13 protein-coding genes are annotated in these 15893 nt (G+C 66.1%); 7 read left to right on the top strand and 6 right to left on the bottom strand.

What is annotated here, in order from left to right:
- Positions 1–22 precede the first annotated feature (22 nt).
- Together ACZ46S_RS08675 and ACZ46S_RS08670 are read left to right on the top strand one after the other, a co-directional pair.
- Positions 23–1420: a sugar porter family MFS transporter gene (locus ACZ46S_RS08675; protein WP_464064172.1), complete on the top strand. Its 1398-nt coding sequence runs from the start codon at positions 23–25 to the stop codon at positions 1418–1420.
- A gap of 20 nt (positions 1421–1440) precedes the next feature.
- Positions 1441–3450, top strand: a complete 2010-nt coding sequence (locus ACZ46S_RS08670) for an alpha-glucosidase (RefSeq protein WP_464064171.1) — start codon at positions 1441–1443, stop codon at positions 3448–3450.
- A gap of 89 nt (positions 3451–3539) precedes the next feature.
- Here ACZ46S_RS08670 and ACZ46S_RS08665 read toward each other — a convergent pair whose 3' ends face one another.
- Genes ACZ46S_RS08665 through ACZ46S_RS08655 form a run of 3 tightly spaced genes read right to left on the bottom strand, consistent with a single transcriptional unit; the run spans position 3540 to position 6836 of the window.
- The gene (locus ACZ46S_RS08665) at positions 3540–4322 is read right to left on the bottom strand and encodes an HpcH/HpaI aldolase family protein (RefSeq protein WP_464064170.1); all 783 of its coding nucleotides are present in this window, start codon (positions 4320–4322) and stop codon (positions 3540–3542) included.
- Between the two features lie 11 nt (positions 4323–4333).
- On the bottom strand, positions 4334–6058 hold the full coding sequence (gene araD, locus ACZ46S_RS08660; protein WP_464064169.1) for an L-arabinonate dehydratase: 1725 nt from the start codon (positions 6056–6058) through the stop codon (positions 4334–4336).
- Positions 6059–6068: 10 nt separating this feature from the next.
- Positions 6069–6836 carry an SDR family NAD(P)-dependent oxidoreductase gene (locus tag ACZ46S_RS08655; RefSeq protein ID WP_464064168.1) on the bottom strand — a complete coding sequence of 256 codons (768 nt, stop codon included), beginning with the start codon at positions 6834–6836 and terminating at the stop codon, positions 6069–6071.
- Positions 6837–6943: 107 nt separating this feature from the next.
- Between ACZ46S_RS08655 and ACZ46S_RS08650 the strand changes: the two genes are divergently transcribed.
- On the top strand, positions 6944–7987 hold the full coding sequence (locus tag ACZ46S_RS08650) for a LacI family DNA-binding transcriptional regulator (protein ID WP_295737827.1): 1044 nt from the start codon (positions 6944–6946) through the stop codon (positions 7985–7987).
- A 52-nt stretch (positions 7988–8039) separates the two neighbouring features.
- On the opposite strand, the gene ACZ46S_RS08645 is transcribed toward ACZ46S_RS08650, so the two are convergent.
- The 3 genes from ACZ46S_RS08645 to ACZ46S_RS08635 all read right to left on the bottom strand — a co-directional run bounded on the left by ACZ46S_RS08645 (position 8040) and on the right by ACZ46S_RS08635 (position 11948).
- The gene (locus ACZ46S_RS08645; RefSeq protein WP_464064167.1) at positions 8040–9476 is read right to left on the bottom strand and encodes an NAD-dependent succinate-semialdehyde dehydrogenase; all 1437 of its coding nucleotides are present in this window, start codon (positions 9474–9476) and stop codon (positions 8040–8042) included.
- 27 nt (positions 9477–9503) lie between these two features.
- Positions 9504–10235: a TSUP family transporter gene (locus ACZ46S_RS08640; protein WP_464064166.1), complete on the bottom strand. Its 732-nt coding sequence runs from the start codon at positions 10233–10235 to the stop codon at positions 9504–9506.
- A gap of 126 nt (positions 10236–10361) precedes the next feature.
- A complete protein-coding gene (locus tag ACZ46S_RS08635) occupies positions 10362–11948 on the bottom strand; it encodes a thiamine pyrophosphate-binding protein (RefSeq protein ID WP_464064165.1) in 1587 nt (528 codons plus the stop codon).
- 127 nt (positions 11949–12075) lie between these two features.
- Between ACZ46S_RS08635 and ACZ46S_RS08630 the strand changes: the two genes are divergently transcribed.
- The 4 genes from ACZ46S_RS08630 to ACZ46S_RS08615 are packed head-to-tail and all read left to right on the top strand — an operon-like array spanning position 12076 to position 15800.
- Positions 12076–12306, top strand: a complete 231-nt coding sequence (locus tag ACZ46S_RS08630; protein ID WP_464064164.1) for a hypothetical protein — start codon at positions 12076–12078, stop codon at positions 12304–12306.
- 5 nt (positions 12307–12311) lie between these two features.
- Positions 12312–13856 carry a sodium:solute symporter family protein gene (locus tag ACZ46S_RS08625; protein WP_464064163.1) on the top strand — a complete coding sequence of 515 codons (1545 nt, stop codon included), beginning with the start codon at positions 12312–12314 and terminating at the stop codon, positions 13854–13856.
- Between the two features lie 38 nt (positions 13857–13894).
- Positions 13895–14824 carry a hydroxyacid dehydrogenase gene (locus tag ACZ46S_RS08620; protein WP_464064162.1) on the top strand — a complete coding sequence of 310 codons (930 nt, stop codon included), beginning with the start codon at positions 13895–13897 and terminating at the stop codon, positions 14822–14824.
- 4 nt (positions 14825–14828) lie between these two features.
- Positions 14829–15800: an Ldh family oxidoreductase gene (locus tag ACZ46S_RS08615; protein WP_464064161.1), complete on the top strand. Its 972-nt coding sequence runs from the start codon at positions 14829–14831 to the stop codon at positions 15798–15800.
- Positions 15801–15893: the final 93 nt, after the last annotated feature.

The raw sequence follows: 15893 nt of genomic DNA, 5'->3' as shown, positions 1-15893 counted from the left end.
GGCAGGCTGAGGGGGAAAATTCATGACTCAATCAAACTTCGCCGGCATGGCGGCATCGCACCGGAAAATGATCCGCTACTCCATCGCGCTCGGCGCGCTGGGATTCCTGCTGTTCGGCTACGATACCGGCGTCATCGCCGGGGCGTTGCTGTTCATCAAAAAGGAAATGGCGCTGACCCCGGCGATGACCGCCTGGGTGGTCAGCATCCTGCTCGCCGGCGCCACGCTGGGGGCCATCGGTTCCGGCATGCTGGTGGAGCGCTTCGGCCATCGCCGGCTGCTGATCGCGGCCGGGGTGCTGTTCACCGCCGGCGCGCTGGGGGCGGCGCTCAGCACCGGCTTTGAAATGCTGGTGGCGGCGCGGTTTTTCATCGGCCTCGCGGTCGGCGCGGCCTCGGCGCAGGTGATGCTCTATGTCAGCGAGATCGCCCCGGCCGAGGCGCGCGGCCAGCTCGCCACTTTGGCGCCGATGACCGGCACCACCGGCATCCTGATCTCCTATTTCGTCGATTATGGCTTTTCCGCCGATGGCGCCTGGCGCTGGATGTTCGGCGTCGCGGTGATCCCGTCCGTGCTGCTGATCATCGGCATGTGCTTCGCGCCGGATTCGCCGCGCTGGCTCGCCCATCGCGGCCGCTTCGAGGAGGCGCTGGCGGTGCTGCGCCAATCCCGCCCGCCCGAGCGCGCCGCGCAGGAGCTGGCCGAGATCCGCAAGGTGGCCCATACCAGCAGCCATGTCGGGCTGGCGGCCTTGTTCACCGACCGCGCATTGCTCGGCCCGCTGGCGGTGGCCTGCGGGCTGGCGGTGCTGCAGCAGATCGTCGGCATCAACACCGTGATCTATTACGCCCCGACGATTTTGAAGAATATCGGCTTCGGCGCCTCCAGCGCCATTCTCACCACCGCCTGCCTGCAATTTCTGGCGATCCTGGCAACCCTCACCGCCTCGCGCCTGGTGGACAAAGCCGGGCGGCGGCCGCTGCTGATCGCCGGCGCCATCGTGATGGGGATGAGCCTCGCCGCCATCGGCATCATCATGCAAACCGCTCTGGCCTTTACGCTCGCCGGCCATATCATCGCCGTCACCGCGCTGGCGGTGTACAAGATGGCCTTCTCCTTCAGCTGGGGCCCGCTGGTCTGGGTGATCATGCCGGAAGTGCTGCCGCTGCGCGCCCGCGGGGCGGGCATGGGCGTCTCCACGCTCTGCAACTGGGCCTCGAATTTCGCTGTCTCTTTCTCCTTCCCGCTGCTGCTGGCGACGAGTTCGCTGCTGGTGTTCGGCGTGTTCATCGGCGGCTGCGTGCTGGCCCTGCTGTTCACCCTCGGCATTCTGAAGGAGACCGCCCGCAAGAGCCTCGAACGGATCGAGATGGAGGACGAGGCGCTGGGCGAGGCGATCCCCAGCATCGCGCATCATTGAACGGCTGAAGGATATTTGTTTTGCTGAAACTTGACCATGACGCGTCTGGATTTTCGCTTTCTGGCGCGGCGGGTGTGCTGTTCGCCCACCGGCCGGGCGCGCCCTGCCTGTTCGCCGGGCGCGGCCAGCCGGAGATCGCCTGCTATCGCGGCAATTTCAAGATCGAGGATTATGTCAGCGAACGTCAGGCCCTGACCCGCTGTGCCGTGCGCGAAGAGGATGGGCGCATCGTCGCGGATTTCGCGGCAAGCGCGCACGCCGCGCCGCTGCTCTCGCTGCGTTTCGAGTTGTCCGGGGATCAGGCCCGCATCGCCTTCACCGCGCATGACGAAACGCTGAACCGCATCTGGCTGCGCCTGCCCGCGCAAAGCGGCGAAAAGCTCTGGGGCGGCGGCGAGCAAATGTCCTATTTCGACCTGAAGGGCCGGCATTTCCCGCTCTTCACCTCGGAACCCGGTGTGGGCCGCGACAAGACCACCGAGATCACCTTCCAGGCCGATGTCAGCGGCCAGGCGGGCGGGGATTATTATAACACCAACTACCCGCAGCCTACCTTTCTCTCCTCGCGCCGCTACGCCGCCCATCTGCAAACCACCGCCTATTGCGCCTTCGATTTCCGGCACGCGGATTTCCACGAGCTGGAAGCCTGGGCCATCCCGGAGGCGTTGGAGTTTTTTGAAAGCCCAACCTATGCCGGGCTGGTGCGGCAGATGGCGCAGCGCTTCGGCCAACCGCCGGCGCTGCCGGACTGGGTGCATGACGGCGCCATTCTCGGGCTGAAGGAAGGCGAGAAAAGCTTCACCCGCATGGCGGCGATCCGCGATGAAGGTGCGCGCATTGTCGGGCTTTGGTGCGAGGATTGGTGCGGCCTGCGCGAAACCAGCTTCGGCAGCCGGCTATTCTGGGATTGGCGGGCGAATGAAAAACGCTATCCGGGTCTGCGGGAAAAGATTGCGCAGCTGCGCGATGAGGGGGTGCGCTTCCTGGGCTATGTGAACCCTTATCTCGCCGTGGATGGCGTGCTGTTCCCGCTGGCCGAGGCAGAAGGCCATCTGGTGCGCGACGCCAAGGGCGGCACCTATGTGATGGATTTCGGTGAATTTGATTGCGGGATTCTGGATTTCACCAGCCCGGCCGCGATCGATTGGTTCGCCGAGCGCGTGCTCGGCCAGGAGATGCTGGATCTCGGCCTCTCCGGCTGGATGGCGGATTTCGGCGAATATCTGCCGACCGATGCGGTGCTCTCCAACGGCATGCCGGGGCTGGAGGCACATAATCTCTGGCCGGTGCTGTGGGCGCGGGTGAATGAAAAAGCCTTGGCGCTGCGCGGCAAAACCGAAGAGGTGCTGTTCTTCATGCGGGCCGGCTTCACCGGCATCCAGGCACATAACCGGCTGCTCTGGGCGGGCGATCAATGCGTGGATTTCTCCCGCCATGACGGGCTGCAGACGGTGATCTGCGGCGCGCTCTCCTCCGGCCTGCTCGGCAACCCGTATCATCACAGCGATATTGGCGGCTATACCAGCCTGTTCGGCAATGTGCGCGATGCGGATCTGCTGATGCGCTGGAGCGAGATGGCGGCCTTCACCGCGGTGATGCGCAGCCATGAGGGCAACCGCCCGCGTGAAAATCTGCAGCTCGACGAAGACGCAGAGGTGCTGGCGCATTTCGCCAGGATGACGCGCATCTTCGCCGCGCTGGCGCCCTATCGCCGCGCTGTCGCGGCCGAGGCGGGGCTGCCGATGCAACGCCCGCTCTTCCTGCATTTCGAGGATGACCCGGCCTGCTATGAAGGCCAGACCTGCTATCTGCTGGGTGAGGATTTGCTGGTGGCGCCGGTGATCAGCGCGCAGACCTTCGCGATGGAGGTGTATCTGCCAAAGGGCGCGGACTGGGTGCATCTCTGGTCCGGTACGCGCCATGCGGGCGGCCAAACCGTCAGCGTCGAAACACCCTACGGCAAGCCGCCCGTCTATTACCGCGCGGGCAGTGCGCACGAATCGCTCTTTGGCAGCTGCGCAAATTTATAAAAGTTTTTTGGTGCCGCTTTTTTTCAAAAAAGCGGCGAAAGAAATAGGGTGTTTTTGAAAAAACACCCTATACCTCCAAAAACTTATTGCTAATAAGGCCCCGTCGCCACGCGCTTGGCTTGTCCGCGCAGCGCGCCCAGAAACTCATTCGCCCGCCCGGTCATCATCCCCATATCCGAGGCAATGGCGGCGTAATCATACCCATAACCCAGAAACCGCTGCACCATCTCCGGATTCGGCCCGACAATGCCAATCGGCTTGCCGGCCTGCTTTGCCGCCTGCGCCGCTTCGGCGATCTTCGCCTGCACCGCCTCATGGCCAATCTGCCCCATATGCCCCATCGCGGCGGAGAGATCGCCCGGCCCCAGGAACAGCGCATCCACGCCCTTCACCGCCGCAATCTCAGGCGCCGCCGCCACCGCTTCCGGTGTTTCCAGCTGCACGATCACGTAAGTTTCCGCGTTCGCATGGCGCAGATAGGCGCCATCCGCGCCATATTGGCTGGCGCGGTGCACGGCGGCCACGCCGCGTATCCCCTCCGGCGCATAGCGCGAAGCCGCCACCGCCCGCTTCGCTTCCTCGGCATTCTGCACGAACGGCACCATGATGGTCTGCCCGCCCGCATCGAGAATCCGCTTGATCCAGACAAGATCATTCCAGGGCAGCCGGACCACCGGGGCGGCCTTGGTGTTGCCGATGGCGCGCAAATGCTCGATCGCCTGCGGCGCATCCACCGGCACATGCTCCAGATCCAGCACCAGAAAATCAAACCCGGCATGGCCCAGCGCCTCGGCGGTGGCGGGGGCGCCGCTCATCAGCCAGGTTCCCAACGGCACGCCGCGGGAAAGCGCCGCGCGAAACTGGTTTTCCATAGATGTCTCCTTCAGAAAATCGGCGGTTCGGGAACCTTCTCGGTCCCGCTCAGAAAGTCGAAATCGCACCCATCCGGCGCCTGGCTGACGCTGCGCTCGTACAGCTTGGCGTAAGAGCGCGCGAAGCGCTCCGGCGGTTTCACCCAGGACGCGCGCCTTGCGGCAATCTCGGCCTCATCCACCAGCATGTTCAGCGTCCCGGCTGGCACATCCAGCGCCACCATGTCGCCGGTTTTCAGCAGCGCCAGCGGCCCGCCGACGGCGGATTCCGGCGCCACATGCAGCACGCAGGTACCGTAATGGGTGCCGCTCATCCGCCCATCGCAGATGCGCACCATATCCTTCACCCCTTGCTCGAGCAGCCGCTTGGGCATCGGCAGATTGCCCCATTCCGGCATCCCCGGCGCGCCGATCGGCCCGGCATTGCGCAGCACCAGCACGCTATCCTTGGTGATCTCCAGGCTCGGGTCGTCTAGCTTCGCCGCCATCTCGGCCGGGTTGTCGAACACCACGGCCGGGCCGGTATGTTGCAAAAGATGCGGGCTGGCGGCGGAGCTTTTCATCACCGCCCCATCCGGGCAGAGATTGCCGCGCAGCACCGCCAGGCTGGAGCCTTTTGAAAGCGGCACCACCGCTTTGTCCAGATCGCGGATCACATCGTCATCCCAGCAGCGCGCCCCTGCGATATTTTCATCCAGCGTGCGCCCGTTCACCGTCATGCAGCCGGGAATAATCGCATCGCCCAGCTTGGCCAGCAGTGCCGGCAGCCCGCCGGCGAAGAAGAAATCCTCCATCAGATAGCCGCCCGAGGGAAAGATGTTGGCGCAGACAGGAATTTTCGCCGCCACAGCGCCGAGATCATCCAGGCGCAGCGCCACCCCGGCGCGCCTGGCGATGGCGATGGTGTGGATCGCCGCATTGGTGGAGCCGCCCAGCGCCATGCAGGCGCTCACCCCGTTCATCACCGCATCCGCGGTGATGATCTTCGAGGGCCGCAGATCCTCGCGCACCATCTCCACCGCCCGTGCCCCGCATTCGGCCGCCATGCGGGTATGGCCGGAATCGGCGGCGGGGAGGGAGGAGGCGCCCGGCAGCGTCATGCCCATCGCCTCGGCGATGGCGGTCATCGTGCTCGCCGTGCCCATCGTGTTGCAGGTGCCGATCGAACGGGTCATCTTCGATTCCAGCTCGACCCAGTCATCCTCGGTGATCTTGCCGACGCGCTTCTCGTCCCAGAATGTCTTGGTATGGGTGCCGGCGCCGACACTCTGCCCCCGCCAGCGACCATTGGACATGAACCCGGCCGGGCAATAGATCGCCGGCAGATCCATCGAGATCGCTCCCATCAGCAGCCCCGGCGTGGTCTTGTCGCAGCCGCCCATCAGCACCGCGCCATCCACCGGCAGCGAGCGCAGCAGCTCCTCCACCTCCATCGCCAGCATGTTGCGGTAGAGCATGGTGGTCGGCTTCACCAGCACCTCGCCCAGAGAGAGGGCCGGCAGCTCCACCGGATAGCCCCCGGCCTGCCAGACGCCGCGCTTCACCGCCTCGGCCCGCTCGCGCAGATGGATATGGCAGGGGCTCAGCTCGCTCCAGGTGTTGATGATGGCAATCACCGGCTTGCCCAAAAACTCCTCGCGGCGCAGCCCCATCTGCTGGCTGCGCTGGCGGTGGGCGAAGCCGCGTATGTCGGTGCCCTCATACCAGCGGGCGGATCGCAATTTTGTCTCGGTCATCTGCGCCCCCTCAATTCGCCGTCAGCCCGGCATCGACCAGGAAATTCGCCCCCGTGCAGCCGCCGGATTCGGCCGAGGCCAGGAACAGCGCCATACGCGCCACATGGGTCGCGTCCAGCCGGAATTTCAGCGCCTGCAGATCCTTGAATTGCTGGTCCATCTCCGGGGTGAGCCAGAGCGCCTTTTGCCGCTCGGTGAGAATGGCGCCAGGGACGATGCAATTCACCCGGATCCCCTCCGGCCCCAGCTCGCGCGCCAAGGTGCGGGTGAGGCCGTTGATCGCCGCCTTAGAGGAGGTATAGCCCGCCATCCCCGGCCGCCCGCGCATCCAGGAGACCGACCCGGTCATGATCACCGCCCCCTGGCCGCGCCCGCGCATATGCCGGGCGACCGCCTGGGTGGCGAAGAATTGATGGTCCAGATTGACCGCGAGCGCGTCCTTCCAATCCTGCGGCTCGTAGCTCCAGAAATCCTGCCTTTTGTCGCGCGCAGCGTTGTTGATCAGCACATCGATCGGCCCGCGCCGCGCCTCGATCGCATCGATCGTATTCCGTAGCGCTGCGATATCGGTCAGATCGACGGCGTGGAAGGCGCTGCCCTGATGGGCCTGCGCCAGCGCCGCGCCGGCCGCCTCGTCAATATCGAGAAAATCCACCCGCGCCCCCTGCGCGGTGAAAGCCTCGACCATCGCGGCACCAATGCCCGAAGCGCCACCGGTGATCACCACCCCCGCCCCCTGCAAGGAGCGGTATGTTGCCTGATCGTAAGGGGAAGTCATATTGGCGTTATCCTCTCATTCGCCAAAATCGTAGCGCTACGATTCCGGGATTGTCAACCATCCCGCATGGTTGCCTGCCATCTCGAATCCTATGATATGTGTCGGTCATGGCCTCACCGACAGACAAATCCGCCCCCCGGATCCGCCGCAAGACCGACAGCGTCACCATGCAGGATGTGGCAAGGCTGGCGGGTTGCGCCACCTCCACCGTCTCGCTGTTCCTGCGCAAGCCGGATCTGGTGAAGGGCAAGACCGGGGCGAAGATCACCGCCGCCATCGAACGTTTGGGCTATGTGCCGAACATGATGGCCGGCGGGCTGGCGGCGGCGGCGGCGACGCGGGTGGTCAGCCTGATCGTGCCCTCGCTGCGCAACGCCTTCTTCGCCGCCACCGCGGATGCGCTGCAGGCGGCGCTGGCGCAGGCCGGGGTGCAGCTGCTGCTCGGCCATAATGAATATGATCCGGCGCGGGAGGAGGCGCTGGTGCGCGCCTCGCTCGCCTGGTCGCCGGCGGCTTTGGTGCTGACCGGGCTGGAGCATAGCCGGGGCACGCGGCAGATGGCGCTCTCGCGCGGCACCCCGGTGATCGAGATGTGGGAGCTGGGCGCCAACCCGCTGGATATGCTGGTGGGGTTCGACCATCGCGCCGTGGGCGCGGCGGCGGCGCGGCATCTGCGCGCGGCCGGGTGCAGGAATGTCGCCTTTATCGGCGCGCGCTTGCAGGAGGACCGGCGCGCCGCCCAGCGCGGCACCGGCGTCATCGCCGCCTTGCAGCAGGAGGGGGCGAGTGCCCGCCAGGCGATCGCGCCGCAGCCGGCCTCGGTGGCGCTGGGTGAGGCGCTGCTGGCGGAGCTGCTGGAGCGCGACCCGAAAATCGACGGGGTGGTGTGCTCGAATGACTGGATCGCGCTCGGCGTGCTGTTCGAGTGCCAGAAGCGCGGCATCGCGGTGCCGGAGCGGCTGAAGATCATCGGCTTCGGGGATCTGCCTTTTGCCGCGGCGACCTATCCGGCGCTCTCCACCATCCGCCCGCCGGGCGAGCGGATCGGCCAGGAGGTGGCGCGCCTCGCGCTGGCGGCGCTGAATGGCGAGACGCCAGCACAGAAAACCGTGGATGTCGGCTTCGAGCTGGTGCGACGCGGCACCAGCTAAAAAAGTTTTTGGGGGGTGCAGGGGGTGTTTTTCCAAAAACACCCCCTGCGAGTCACGCCGCCACCGTCACAAACTTACTGACCAGATAAGCCTCCAACGCCTCCGGCCCGCCCTCGGACCCGTAGCCGCTCTCCTTCACCCCGCCGAACGGATTTTCCGGCAGGCCGAGCCCGGCATGGTTGATCGAGACCATGCCCGCCTGGATGCCCGCCGCGATCCGCGCGACATTCGCCTCGCTCTTGGCAAAACCGTAGGAGGCGAGGCCGAAGGGCAGGCGGTTGGCCTCGGTGAGCGCCTCCTCCAGCCTCTCGAAGCTGTTGACCAAAGCCAGCGGGCCGAAGGGCTCCTCATTCATCGCCTTGGCGCTTACCGGCACCTCGGCGAGGATGGTGGGGGCGAAGAAAAAGCCCTCATTGCCCAGCCGCTTGCCGCCGGTGACCAGCCGCGCGCCTTGCGCGGTGGCATCGCCGATCAGTGCTTCCATCGCCTCCACCCGGCGGGCATTGGCCATCGGGCCCATGGTTGTCGCGGCATCCAGCCCGTCCCCGACGGTCAGCGCCTCGGCCTTGGCGGTGAGGCGCTCCAGGAACGGGGTGAAAACCTCGCGCTGCACCAGCAGCCGGGTGGGGGAGATGCAGACCTGGCCGGCATTGCGGAATTTCGCCGCCGCCAGCACGCTGGCCGCCTGGTCGAGATCGGCATCGGCGGCGATGATCGCCGGGGCGTGGCCGCCCAGCTCCATGGTGGCGCGCTTCATATGCTGCCCGGCCAAAGCCGCGAGATGCTTGCCGACCGGGGTGGAGCCGGTGAAGGAGATTTTCCGCACCGCCGGGTGGGCGATGAGATAGGACGAGATCTGCGCCGGATTGCCGAAGACCAGATTCACCGCGCCGGCCGGCAGCCCGGCCTTGGCGAAGGCGGCGACCATGGCGGCGCAGCTGGCCGGGGTCTCCTCCGGGCCTTTCAAAATCACCGTGCAGCCGGCGGCCAGGGCGGCGGCCAGCTTGCGCATCGCCTGATTGACCGGGAAGTTCCACGGGGTGAAGGCGGCCACCACCCCCACCGGCTCGCGCAGCGCCATCTGGCGGATATTGGCGGCGCGCGGCGGGATGACGCGGCCATAGGCGCGCCGGCCTTCCTCGGCGAAGAACGCCAGCGTGTCCGCCGCCGCCGCCATTTCCATGCGGGATTCGGCCAGGGGCTTGCCCTGCTCCAGCGTCATCAGCCGGGCGGCGTCCTCGGCATCCTCGCGCAGATGCTGGGCGGCCAGGCGCAGCAGCCGGGCGCGCTCATAGGCCGAGCGCTGCGACCAGTCGGCGAAGGCGCTGGCGGCGGCCTGCGCGGCACGGGCGAGGGCGGCCTCGTCCGCCACCGCGACAGCGCCGATCTGCGCGCCGGTGGCCGGGTTCAGCACCGGCAAAGCCGTGCCGGTGCCCGCCTCCCATTGTCCGGCGATGAAGAGCTTGGTGTCGGGATAGGCGCTGGTCATGGCGTTTCCTTATGGTTGTTGGAAGCTCTAGTGGGCGAGCAGCAGCGCGCCTTTGACGATGGTGGCGCCGGACCCGGCCAGGGCCAGGAACAGCACGCCCTGGCGCGCCTGCCGGGCGGGGATGCGCCGGTTAAGCAGTTGCCCGAGCCCCAGCCCGGTGAGCAGTGCCACGCCCAGCAGCGGTATGGCGGCCAGCGGCAGATGCGGCAGGCCTTTCTCCGCCACCGAGGCCAGGTTGAGCGCCCCGAAATAGACCTGCATCGAGGCGACGAATTTCGCCTGATCCCAGGCGGTGCCGACGGCGTAGAGGGTGATCGCCGGCCCGCCGACCCCGGCGGTGACATTCATGAAGCCGCTGAGCGCCCCCGCCGCCAGCGCCCCGGCCTTGCCCTTGAACAGCGCCACATTCTTCAGCAGCAGCACGCTCAGCAGCGCCAGAAACACCAGCGTGCCGATGATGGTGAGCAGCCAGGCGGCGGGGATCAGCCGCGCCACCGGCGCGCCCAGCTGCACGGCGACCAGCGCCGCCGGCACCAGCAGCGCCAGCCGCCGCGGCTCCGCCGCCCGCCAGGTGCCGGCCAGCACCACGGCGTTGAGCACCAGCGTCAGCAGATTGGCCAGCAGCACCCCCTGGAACGGCCCCAGCACCAGAATCAGCAGCGGCGAGGCGACCAGCGCAAAGCCCAGCCCGGTGACACGCTGGGTCGTAGCGCCGAGACAGGCGGAGAACGCGACAAGGGCAAGCTGCAGATCGGGCATGAAACCAGGCGGGTGAGGGTCTGCCGCCTCGTAGCGTTACGATTTTGGCCGGTCAATGTCGCGGCGCAACATGACGCCATGCGCTTTTTAGATGGCTTTCTGCGAGTATAGGAAAAAATAATAGCGCTATGATTGTTGCAGCCTCGGCGCCGCCAGCCCCGCGATGATGATATTCACGCAAGCCGGCTTGTTGCTGGCAAAGGCCCGCGCCAGCGCCGGGGCGATCTCCTCTTCCCGCGTCACCAGCTCCCCATGCCCGCCCAAAGCCGCCACCGCCGCATCGTAGCGCGTGCCGGGCAGCAGCTCACAGCCATGCGTGCGCGTCCCCCCGTAATCGCGCAGCTGGATCTGATATTCGGCGTTCCAGCGCGCATCATTGCCGATCACCGCGACGAAGGGCAGGTTGTGCCGCAGCGCGGTCTCGAACTCCGCCATGTGAAAGCCGAACGTGCCATCCCCCATCACCGCCAGCACCGGGCGGGCCGGGGCGGCGGCCTTGGCGCCGAGGGCGAAGGGCAGGGCGCTGCCGATGGCCCCGGCGACGCCGTTGATGATCCGCGCCGGCGCCTGGATGGCGGCCTGCGCCCATTGGCCGATCTCACCGCCATCGCAGATGAAAACCGGATCTTCCAAGCCGCGCATGAAAGCCGCCAGCGCCTGGCACATTGAAAAACTGTTGAGCGCGGTGGCGGGCGGCGGCGCGGCGCGGCGGGTGAGGGCGGCGTGCGCGCTCTCGGCCCAGCCCGGCGCGCTTTGCGGCTTGATCTGCGCGAGCTGGCCCAGTACCGGCGGAATATCCGCGACCAGGCCCAGACGCAGCCGCTCCCGCAGCGCCGCGCGGGCGCGGGCCAGCATCGCGCTGTCGGGGTCGATCACGATCCAGTCCGCCGCGCCGAGATTGCCGAATTTCAAGGTGAAATCGACCGATTTTCCGAGCGAGACGATGCAGTCCGCAGCCGCCAGCAAGGCCTGTACCGCGCCCAGGGCGGGATCGTTGACGCCGCGCGGGCTTTCCATCGGCAGACAGATGCAGCCCTGGGCGCGCAGCTGCGCCGTCATGGCCTGCCCGGCCGGGGTGCAGAGGGAAGGGGGCAGCAGAAACAGCGACCGGCGCGCACGGCCCAGCGCCGCGCGCAATGAAGCCAGCGCGGTGTCGCTCAATCCGGTTGGGGGGGACAGAACCGGCGCCCGCGGGGCGGTGGCGGCTTGGGCCTCCAATATATCGCTGGGCAGGCTGAGATGCACCGGCCCTGGCCGGCCGGATTGGGCGAGGACGATGGCGCGCGCCACATCCTGCGCCAGTGAAGCTGGCGAGGCGACCATCCAGGAGGCTTTGCATAAAGGCGCCGCAAGTCCGGCCTGGTCCATCTCCTGGAACGCCCCGCGCCCCAGTTCGCGCAGCGGCGCATGACCGGAGAGCAGCAGCAGCGGTGTCTCGCTCTGCCGCGCGCTATAGAGCGCGCCGATGGCATTGGCATGGCCCGGCCCGCCCGTGACCAGCGCCACGCCGAGCTTGCCGGAAAGCCGGGCATAAGCCTCCGCCATATGCACCGCCGCGCCTTCATGGCGGACATGGTAGAGCGTGATGGCGCTGTCGCGCAGCGCATCATAGACCGGCATGATGTGATTGCCCGAGAGCGAGGCGATTTTGTCCACGCCGGCCAGCTGTAATGTTTGAACCAGCAGATCCGCGCCAGATTGGCCAGGCTTCATCCCATCCCCCTTGTTTCCTGCATATTTGCCGCCGCGCGGCCGCGCGCTTGACAAGCGCGATGCGGGCTTCGTATAGTCTTATATAAGATATAAAAATCCAATACAAATTTCGGGGGAAACAATGCGAATGTCGATGCTGGCATGGGTTGTTGCGGTCCTGGTGATTATCGGCCTCTATACGTTGGGCCCGGCCTTCGGCTTCAACGCGGCGTCACCCGCCATTCTGGGGATGCCGCCGCTTTATTTCTGGTTCGTCCTGGTGCCGCTGCTGAATCCGGTGATCCTGGGCGTGCTTTATCTGATCGACCGGGCGGAAAACCCTGGCGATGACGACGAACTTTCCAGCCTGGCGGAGTGAGGGCGATGTCCGATATGGTTTTCATCCTCGGCATCGTCGTGCTCGGCGTGCTGCTGGTCACCTGGGTTGGCATTCGCGGCGGGCGCCAGGCCTCCACCACCATGGAAGGCTGGCTGGTCAATGACCGGCAGATGGGCCCCTGGCTCACCTGGTTTCTGCTCGGTACGGAAATCTACACCGCCTTCACCTTTCTCGGCCTCGCCGGTTTCGCCTACAGCAAAGGCGGCGGCGTGTTCTACAATGTCGCCACCAACGATGTCGGCTACGCGATCGGCTTCATGGTGCTGCCGGCGATCGGCCTGCTGGGGCGCAAATTCGGCTATGTCACGCAGTCGGACTTCATCGCCGGGCGCTACCAGAATGAGTGGCTGGGCATCATCGTCTCCTTCTGCGCCGCGATCATCATGATCGCCTATATCGATCTGAATATCGAGGGGCTGGGGGCCGTGCTCAGCGTGCTGACCGATCACCGGCTGAATATTCTCTCCGCCGATATCATCGGCTTCTCGGTGCTGTCGCTGGCGGTGTTCTTTGGCGGCATCAGGGGCAATGCCTGGCAGTCGGTGATCAAGGATCTGCTGATGTTCGGCGCCATCGCGGTGCTGTTCTTCACCATCCCCTACCGTTATTTCGGTGGCTTCGGCGACATGTTCAGCCAGATGATGCAGAAGATTCCGGCGCATATCACCATGCCCGGGCCCACTCATAAGCTCAGCCTCAGCTGGTTCTGGACCACGGTGCTGCTGACCGGCTTTGGCCAGTGGATGTGGCCGCAATGGTTCAACGTCGCCTTCTCCGCCAAGGGGCCGCGCACGCTGAAGCTGCAGGCGGTGTTCATGCCCTTCTATCAGCTGGTGAAAGTGGCGGTGATCACCGTCGGTTTTGCCGCGGTGCTGATTTTCGCCACACAGAAGGTGGGCGGCAATGAGGTGGTGCTGCGCCTGGCCCAGCAGATTTTCCCACCCTGGGCGCTGGCCATCTTCGCGCTGGCGGCGGTGCTGTCCGCCATCGTCCCGGCCGGGCCGATCATCATGATGAGCTGCACGATGCTCTCGCGCAATGTCTATGCCAAGCTGGTGCCGCAGACCAGCGACCGGCAGATGTTCAACATGACGCGCTGGCTGGTCTTCGTCGTCACCTTCGCGGCGTTGATCCTGGCGGTGGTGGCGCAATCGCTGATCGTCACGGTGCTGCTGGTGGCGTATGATTTCATCGCCCAGCTGGTGCCGGCGGTGATTATTGGCGGGCTGCTCTGGCGGCGCGCCACCGGGGCGGGGGTTGCGGCGGGGCTGCTGGTCGGTTGGGGGCTGAGCCTGTATTTCCTGCTCTCCCACCATGATCCCGTGCTGGGCTATAATGCCGGGTTTGTCGCCTTGCTGGCCAATTGCGTGACCTTCTTCATCGTCAGCCTGATGACGCAGCCAGTGCCCTCCAGCTTTCTGGACGAATTCTTCGGCGCGGCCTATCGGCGCCGGCGCCAGACCATCGCCGCGCCGCGCGGCGCGCTGGCCCGTGATTTGCCGGACAGCCTGAAAAACCCCGCATCTTAAATGAGGAGATCGATCATGGACCGGAGCGTGTAGGCGGCATGGCGCAGATTGTCATAACCGAATTCATGGATGACGAGGCGGTGAACGCCTTGGCGGCGCGGGCGCAGGTGTTGTATCGCCCGGATCTGGTCGACCAGCCCGAAGCACTTCAGGCGGCGTTGGCGGATTGCCAGGCGCTGATTGTGAGAAACCGCACCCAGGTGCGCGGCGCGCTGTTAGAGGGCGCGCCGAAGCTGGAACTGGTCGGGCGGCTGGGCGTCGGGCTCGATAATATCGATCTCGAGGCCTGCAAGGCGCGCAATATCGCGGTCTATCCGGCGACGGGGGCGAATGACGATGCCGTTGCCGAATATGTCGCCTGCGCCACGTTGAGCCTGTTGCGGCGCGGCTTTTTGCGCAGCGCCGAGGTGGCGGCCGGGCTGTGGCCGCGCGAGGCGATGATCGGCCGGGAGATTTCCGGCCGGCTTGCGGGCATGGTGGGGTTCGGCGGCACGGCGCGCCAGGCGGCGGCGCGGCTGGCGGCTTTGGGCATGCGCATCGCCGCTTACGACCCGTTATTGCCGGAGGGGCATGCGGCCTGGGGCACGGCGCAGCGCATGAGCCTGGAGGCGTTGCTCGCCAACGCGGATGTGGTGAGCCTGCATGTGCCGTTGACGCCGCAGACGCGCCATATGATCGACGCCGGCAAGCTTTCGCTGATGCAGCGCCATGCCGTGCTGATCAACGCCGCGCGCGGCGGGGTGGTGGATGAGGCGGCCCTGGTGGCGGCGCTGAAGGCGGGCGCGCTGGGCGGCGCGGCCTTGGATGTGTTCGCGCATGAGCCGCTGGATCGCGCCCATGGCGCCTTGTTCGCCGACGTGCCGAATCTGATCCTGACGCCGCATATCGCTGGGGTGACGATGGAATCGAATGTCCGCGTCTCCGGCAAGATTGCCGAAATTGTCTTGAATGCTTTGAAGATCGGATAAGAGCATGCTGAAACTCTCGATCGCCGAGGCCAAGACCAGGGCCGAGGCCGTGCTGGTGGCGAATGATACCGCGCCGGAAAATGCCGCCTCTGTCGCCAATGCGCTGGTGCTGGCGGAGGCGGACGGGTTGGCCGGGCATGGGCTGATGCGTTTGCCGTTTTACGCGGCGCAGGCGAAATGCGGCAAGATCGACGGCCAGGCCCGCCCGGCGGTGAAGCAGCGCACCGGCAGCGGGGTGAGCCTCGATGCCGCAAACGGCTTTGCCTACCCGGCGATCGACATGGCGATCGACGAGTTATTGGCGCTCACCTTCCGTCAGGGCGTCGCTGCGGCCTCGATCACCCGCTCCAGCCATTGCGGGGCGATGGGGCTGGTGGTTGAGCGCTTGGCCGGTCATGGTCTTGTGGCCTTGATGTTTGCCAATACCCCGGCGGCGATGGCGGTGTGGGGCGGGCGGCGCCCGCTGCTCGGCACCAACCCGATCGCCTGCGCCTTCCCGCGCCCGCGCGGCGCGCCGGTGGTGATCGACCTCTCCCTCTCCAAGGTCGCGCGCGGTCAGATCGTCGCGGCCAGGCAGAAGGGCACGAAAATCCCGAATGATTGGGCGCTGGATGCGCAAGGCCAGGAGACCGAGGACCCGGAGGCCGCGCTGGCGGGCTCGATGCTGCCTTTGGGCGGGGCCAAGGGCGCGGCGTTGGCGCTGATGGTGGAGGCGCTGGCGGCCGGGCTGACCGGCAGCCATTATGCCTATGAGGCCAGTTCGTTTCTGGACGCGCAAGGCCCGCCGCCGGGCACCGGGCAATTGCTGATCGCGCTGAACCCGATCAGCTTTGGCGGCAATATCTCACATATGGAGCGGCTTTTTGCCGAAGCGCTGACGGACGGGGTGCGCCTGCCAGGCGCCCGGCGCAGCGCAAACCGCCGCCGCGCCGAAGCTGAGGGGCTGGTGGTACAGGAGGGCTGGTTTGCGGCTTGATTCATAAATCCGATTTATGAGTTTGGCAAAAATAATCTGTTATTCAATACATGGAAGCTGACCTATCATCACGTATTGAATCGGCCGCGCCTC

It is taken from the genome of Acidocella aluminiidurans (assembly GCF_055383125.1).
This window is presented reverse-complemented; position numbering and strand designations above follow the sequence as displayed.

What these genes read in the sequence shown, in the direction of transcription:
- ACZ46S_RS08675 (WP_464064172.1), top strand. Translation starts at nt 23, where the DNA reads ATGACTCAATCAAACTTCGCCGGCATGGCGGCATCGCACCGGAAAATG.
- ACZ46S_RS08665 (WP_464064170.1), bottom strand. Translation starts at nt 4,322, where the DNA reads ATGGAAAACCAGTTTCGCGCGGCGCTTTCCCGCGGCGTGCCGTTGGGA.
- araD (WP_464064169.1), bottom strand. Translation starts at nt 6,058, where the DNA reads ATGACCGAGACAAAATTGCGATCCGCCCGCTGGTATGAGGGCACCGAC.
- ACZ46S_RS08655 (WP_464064168.1), bottom strand. Translation starts at nt 6,836, where the DNA reads ATGACTTCCCCTTACGATCAGGCAACATACCGCTCCTTGCAGGGGGCG.
- ACZ46S_RS08650 (WP_295737827.1), top strand. Translation starts at nt 6,944, where the DNA reads ATGGCCTCACCGACAGACAAATCCGCCCCCCGGATCCGCCGCAAGACC.
- ACZ46S_RS08645 (WP_464064167.1), bottom strand. Translation starts at nt 9,476, where the DNA reads ATGACCAGCGCCTATCCCGACACCAAGCTCTTCATCGCCGGACAATGG.
- ACZ46S_RS08640 (WP_464064166.1), bottom strand. Translation starts at nt 10,235, where the DNA reads ATGCCCGATCTGCAGCTTGCCCTTGTCGCGTTCTCCGCCTGTCTCGGC.
- ACZ46S_RS08635 (WP_464064165.1), bottom strand. Translation starts at nt 11,948, where the DNA reads ATGAAGCCTGGCCAATCTGGCGCGGATCTGCTGGTTCAAACATTACAG.
- ACZ46S_RS08630 (WP_464064164.1), top strand. Translation starts at nt 12,076, where the DNA reads ATGTCGATGCTGGCATGGGTTGTTGCGGTCCTGGTGATTATCGGCCTC.
- ACZ46S_RS08625 (WP_464064163.1), top strand. Translation starts at nt 12,312, where the DNA reads ATGTCCGATATGGTTTTCATCCTCGGCATCGTCGTGCTCGGCGTGCTG.
- ACZ46S_RS08620 (WP_464064162.1), top strand. Translation starts at nt 13,895, where the DNA reads ATGGCGCAGATTGTCATAACCGAATTCATGGATGACGAGGCGGTGAAC.
- ACZ46S_RS08615 (WP_464064161.1), top strand. Translation starts at nt 14,829, where the DNA reads ATGCTGAAACTCTCGATCGCCGAGGCCAAGACCAGGGCCGAGGCCGTG.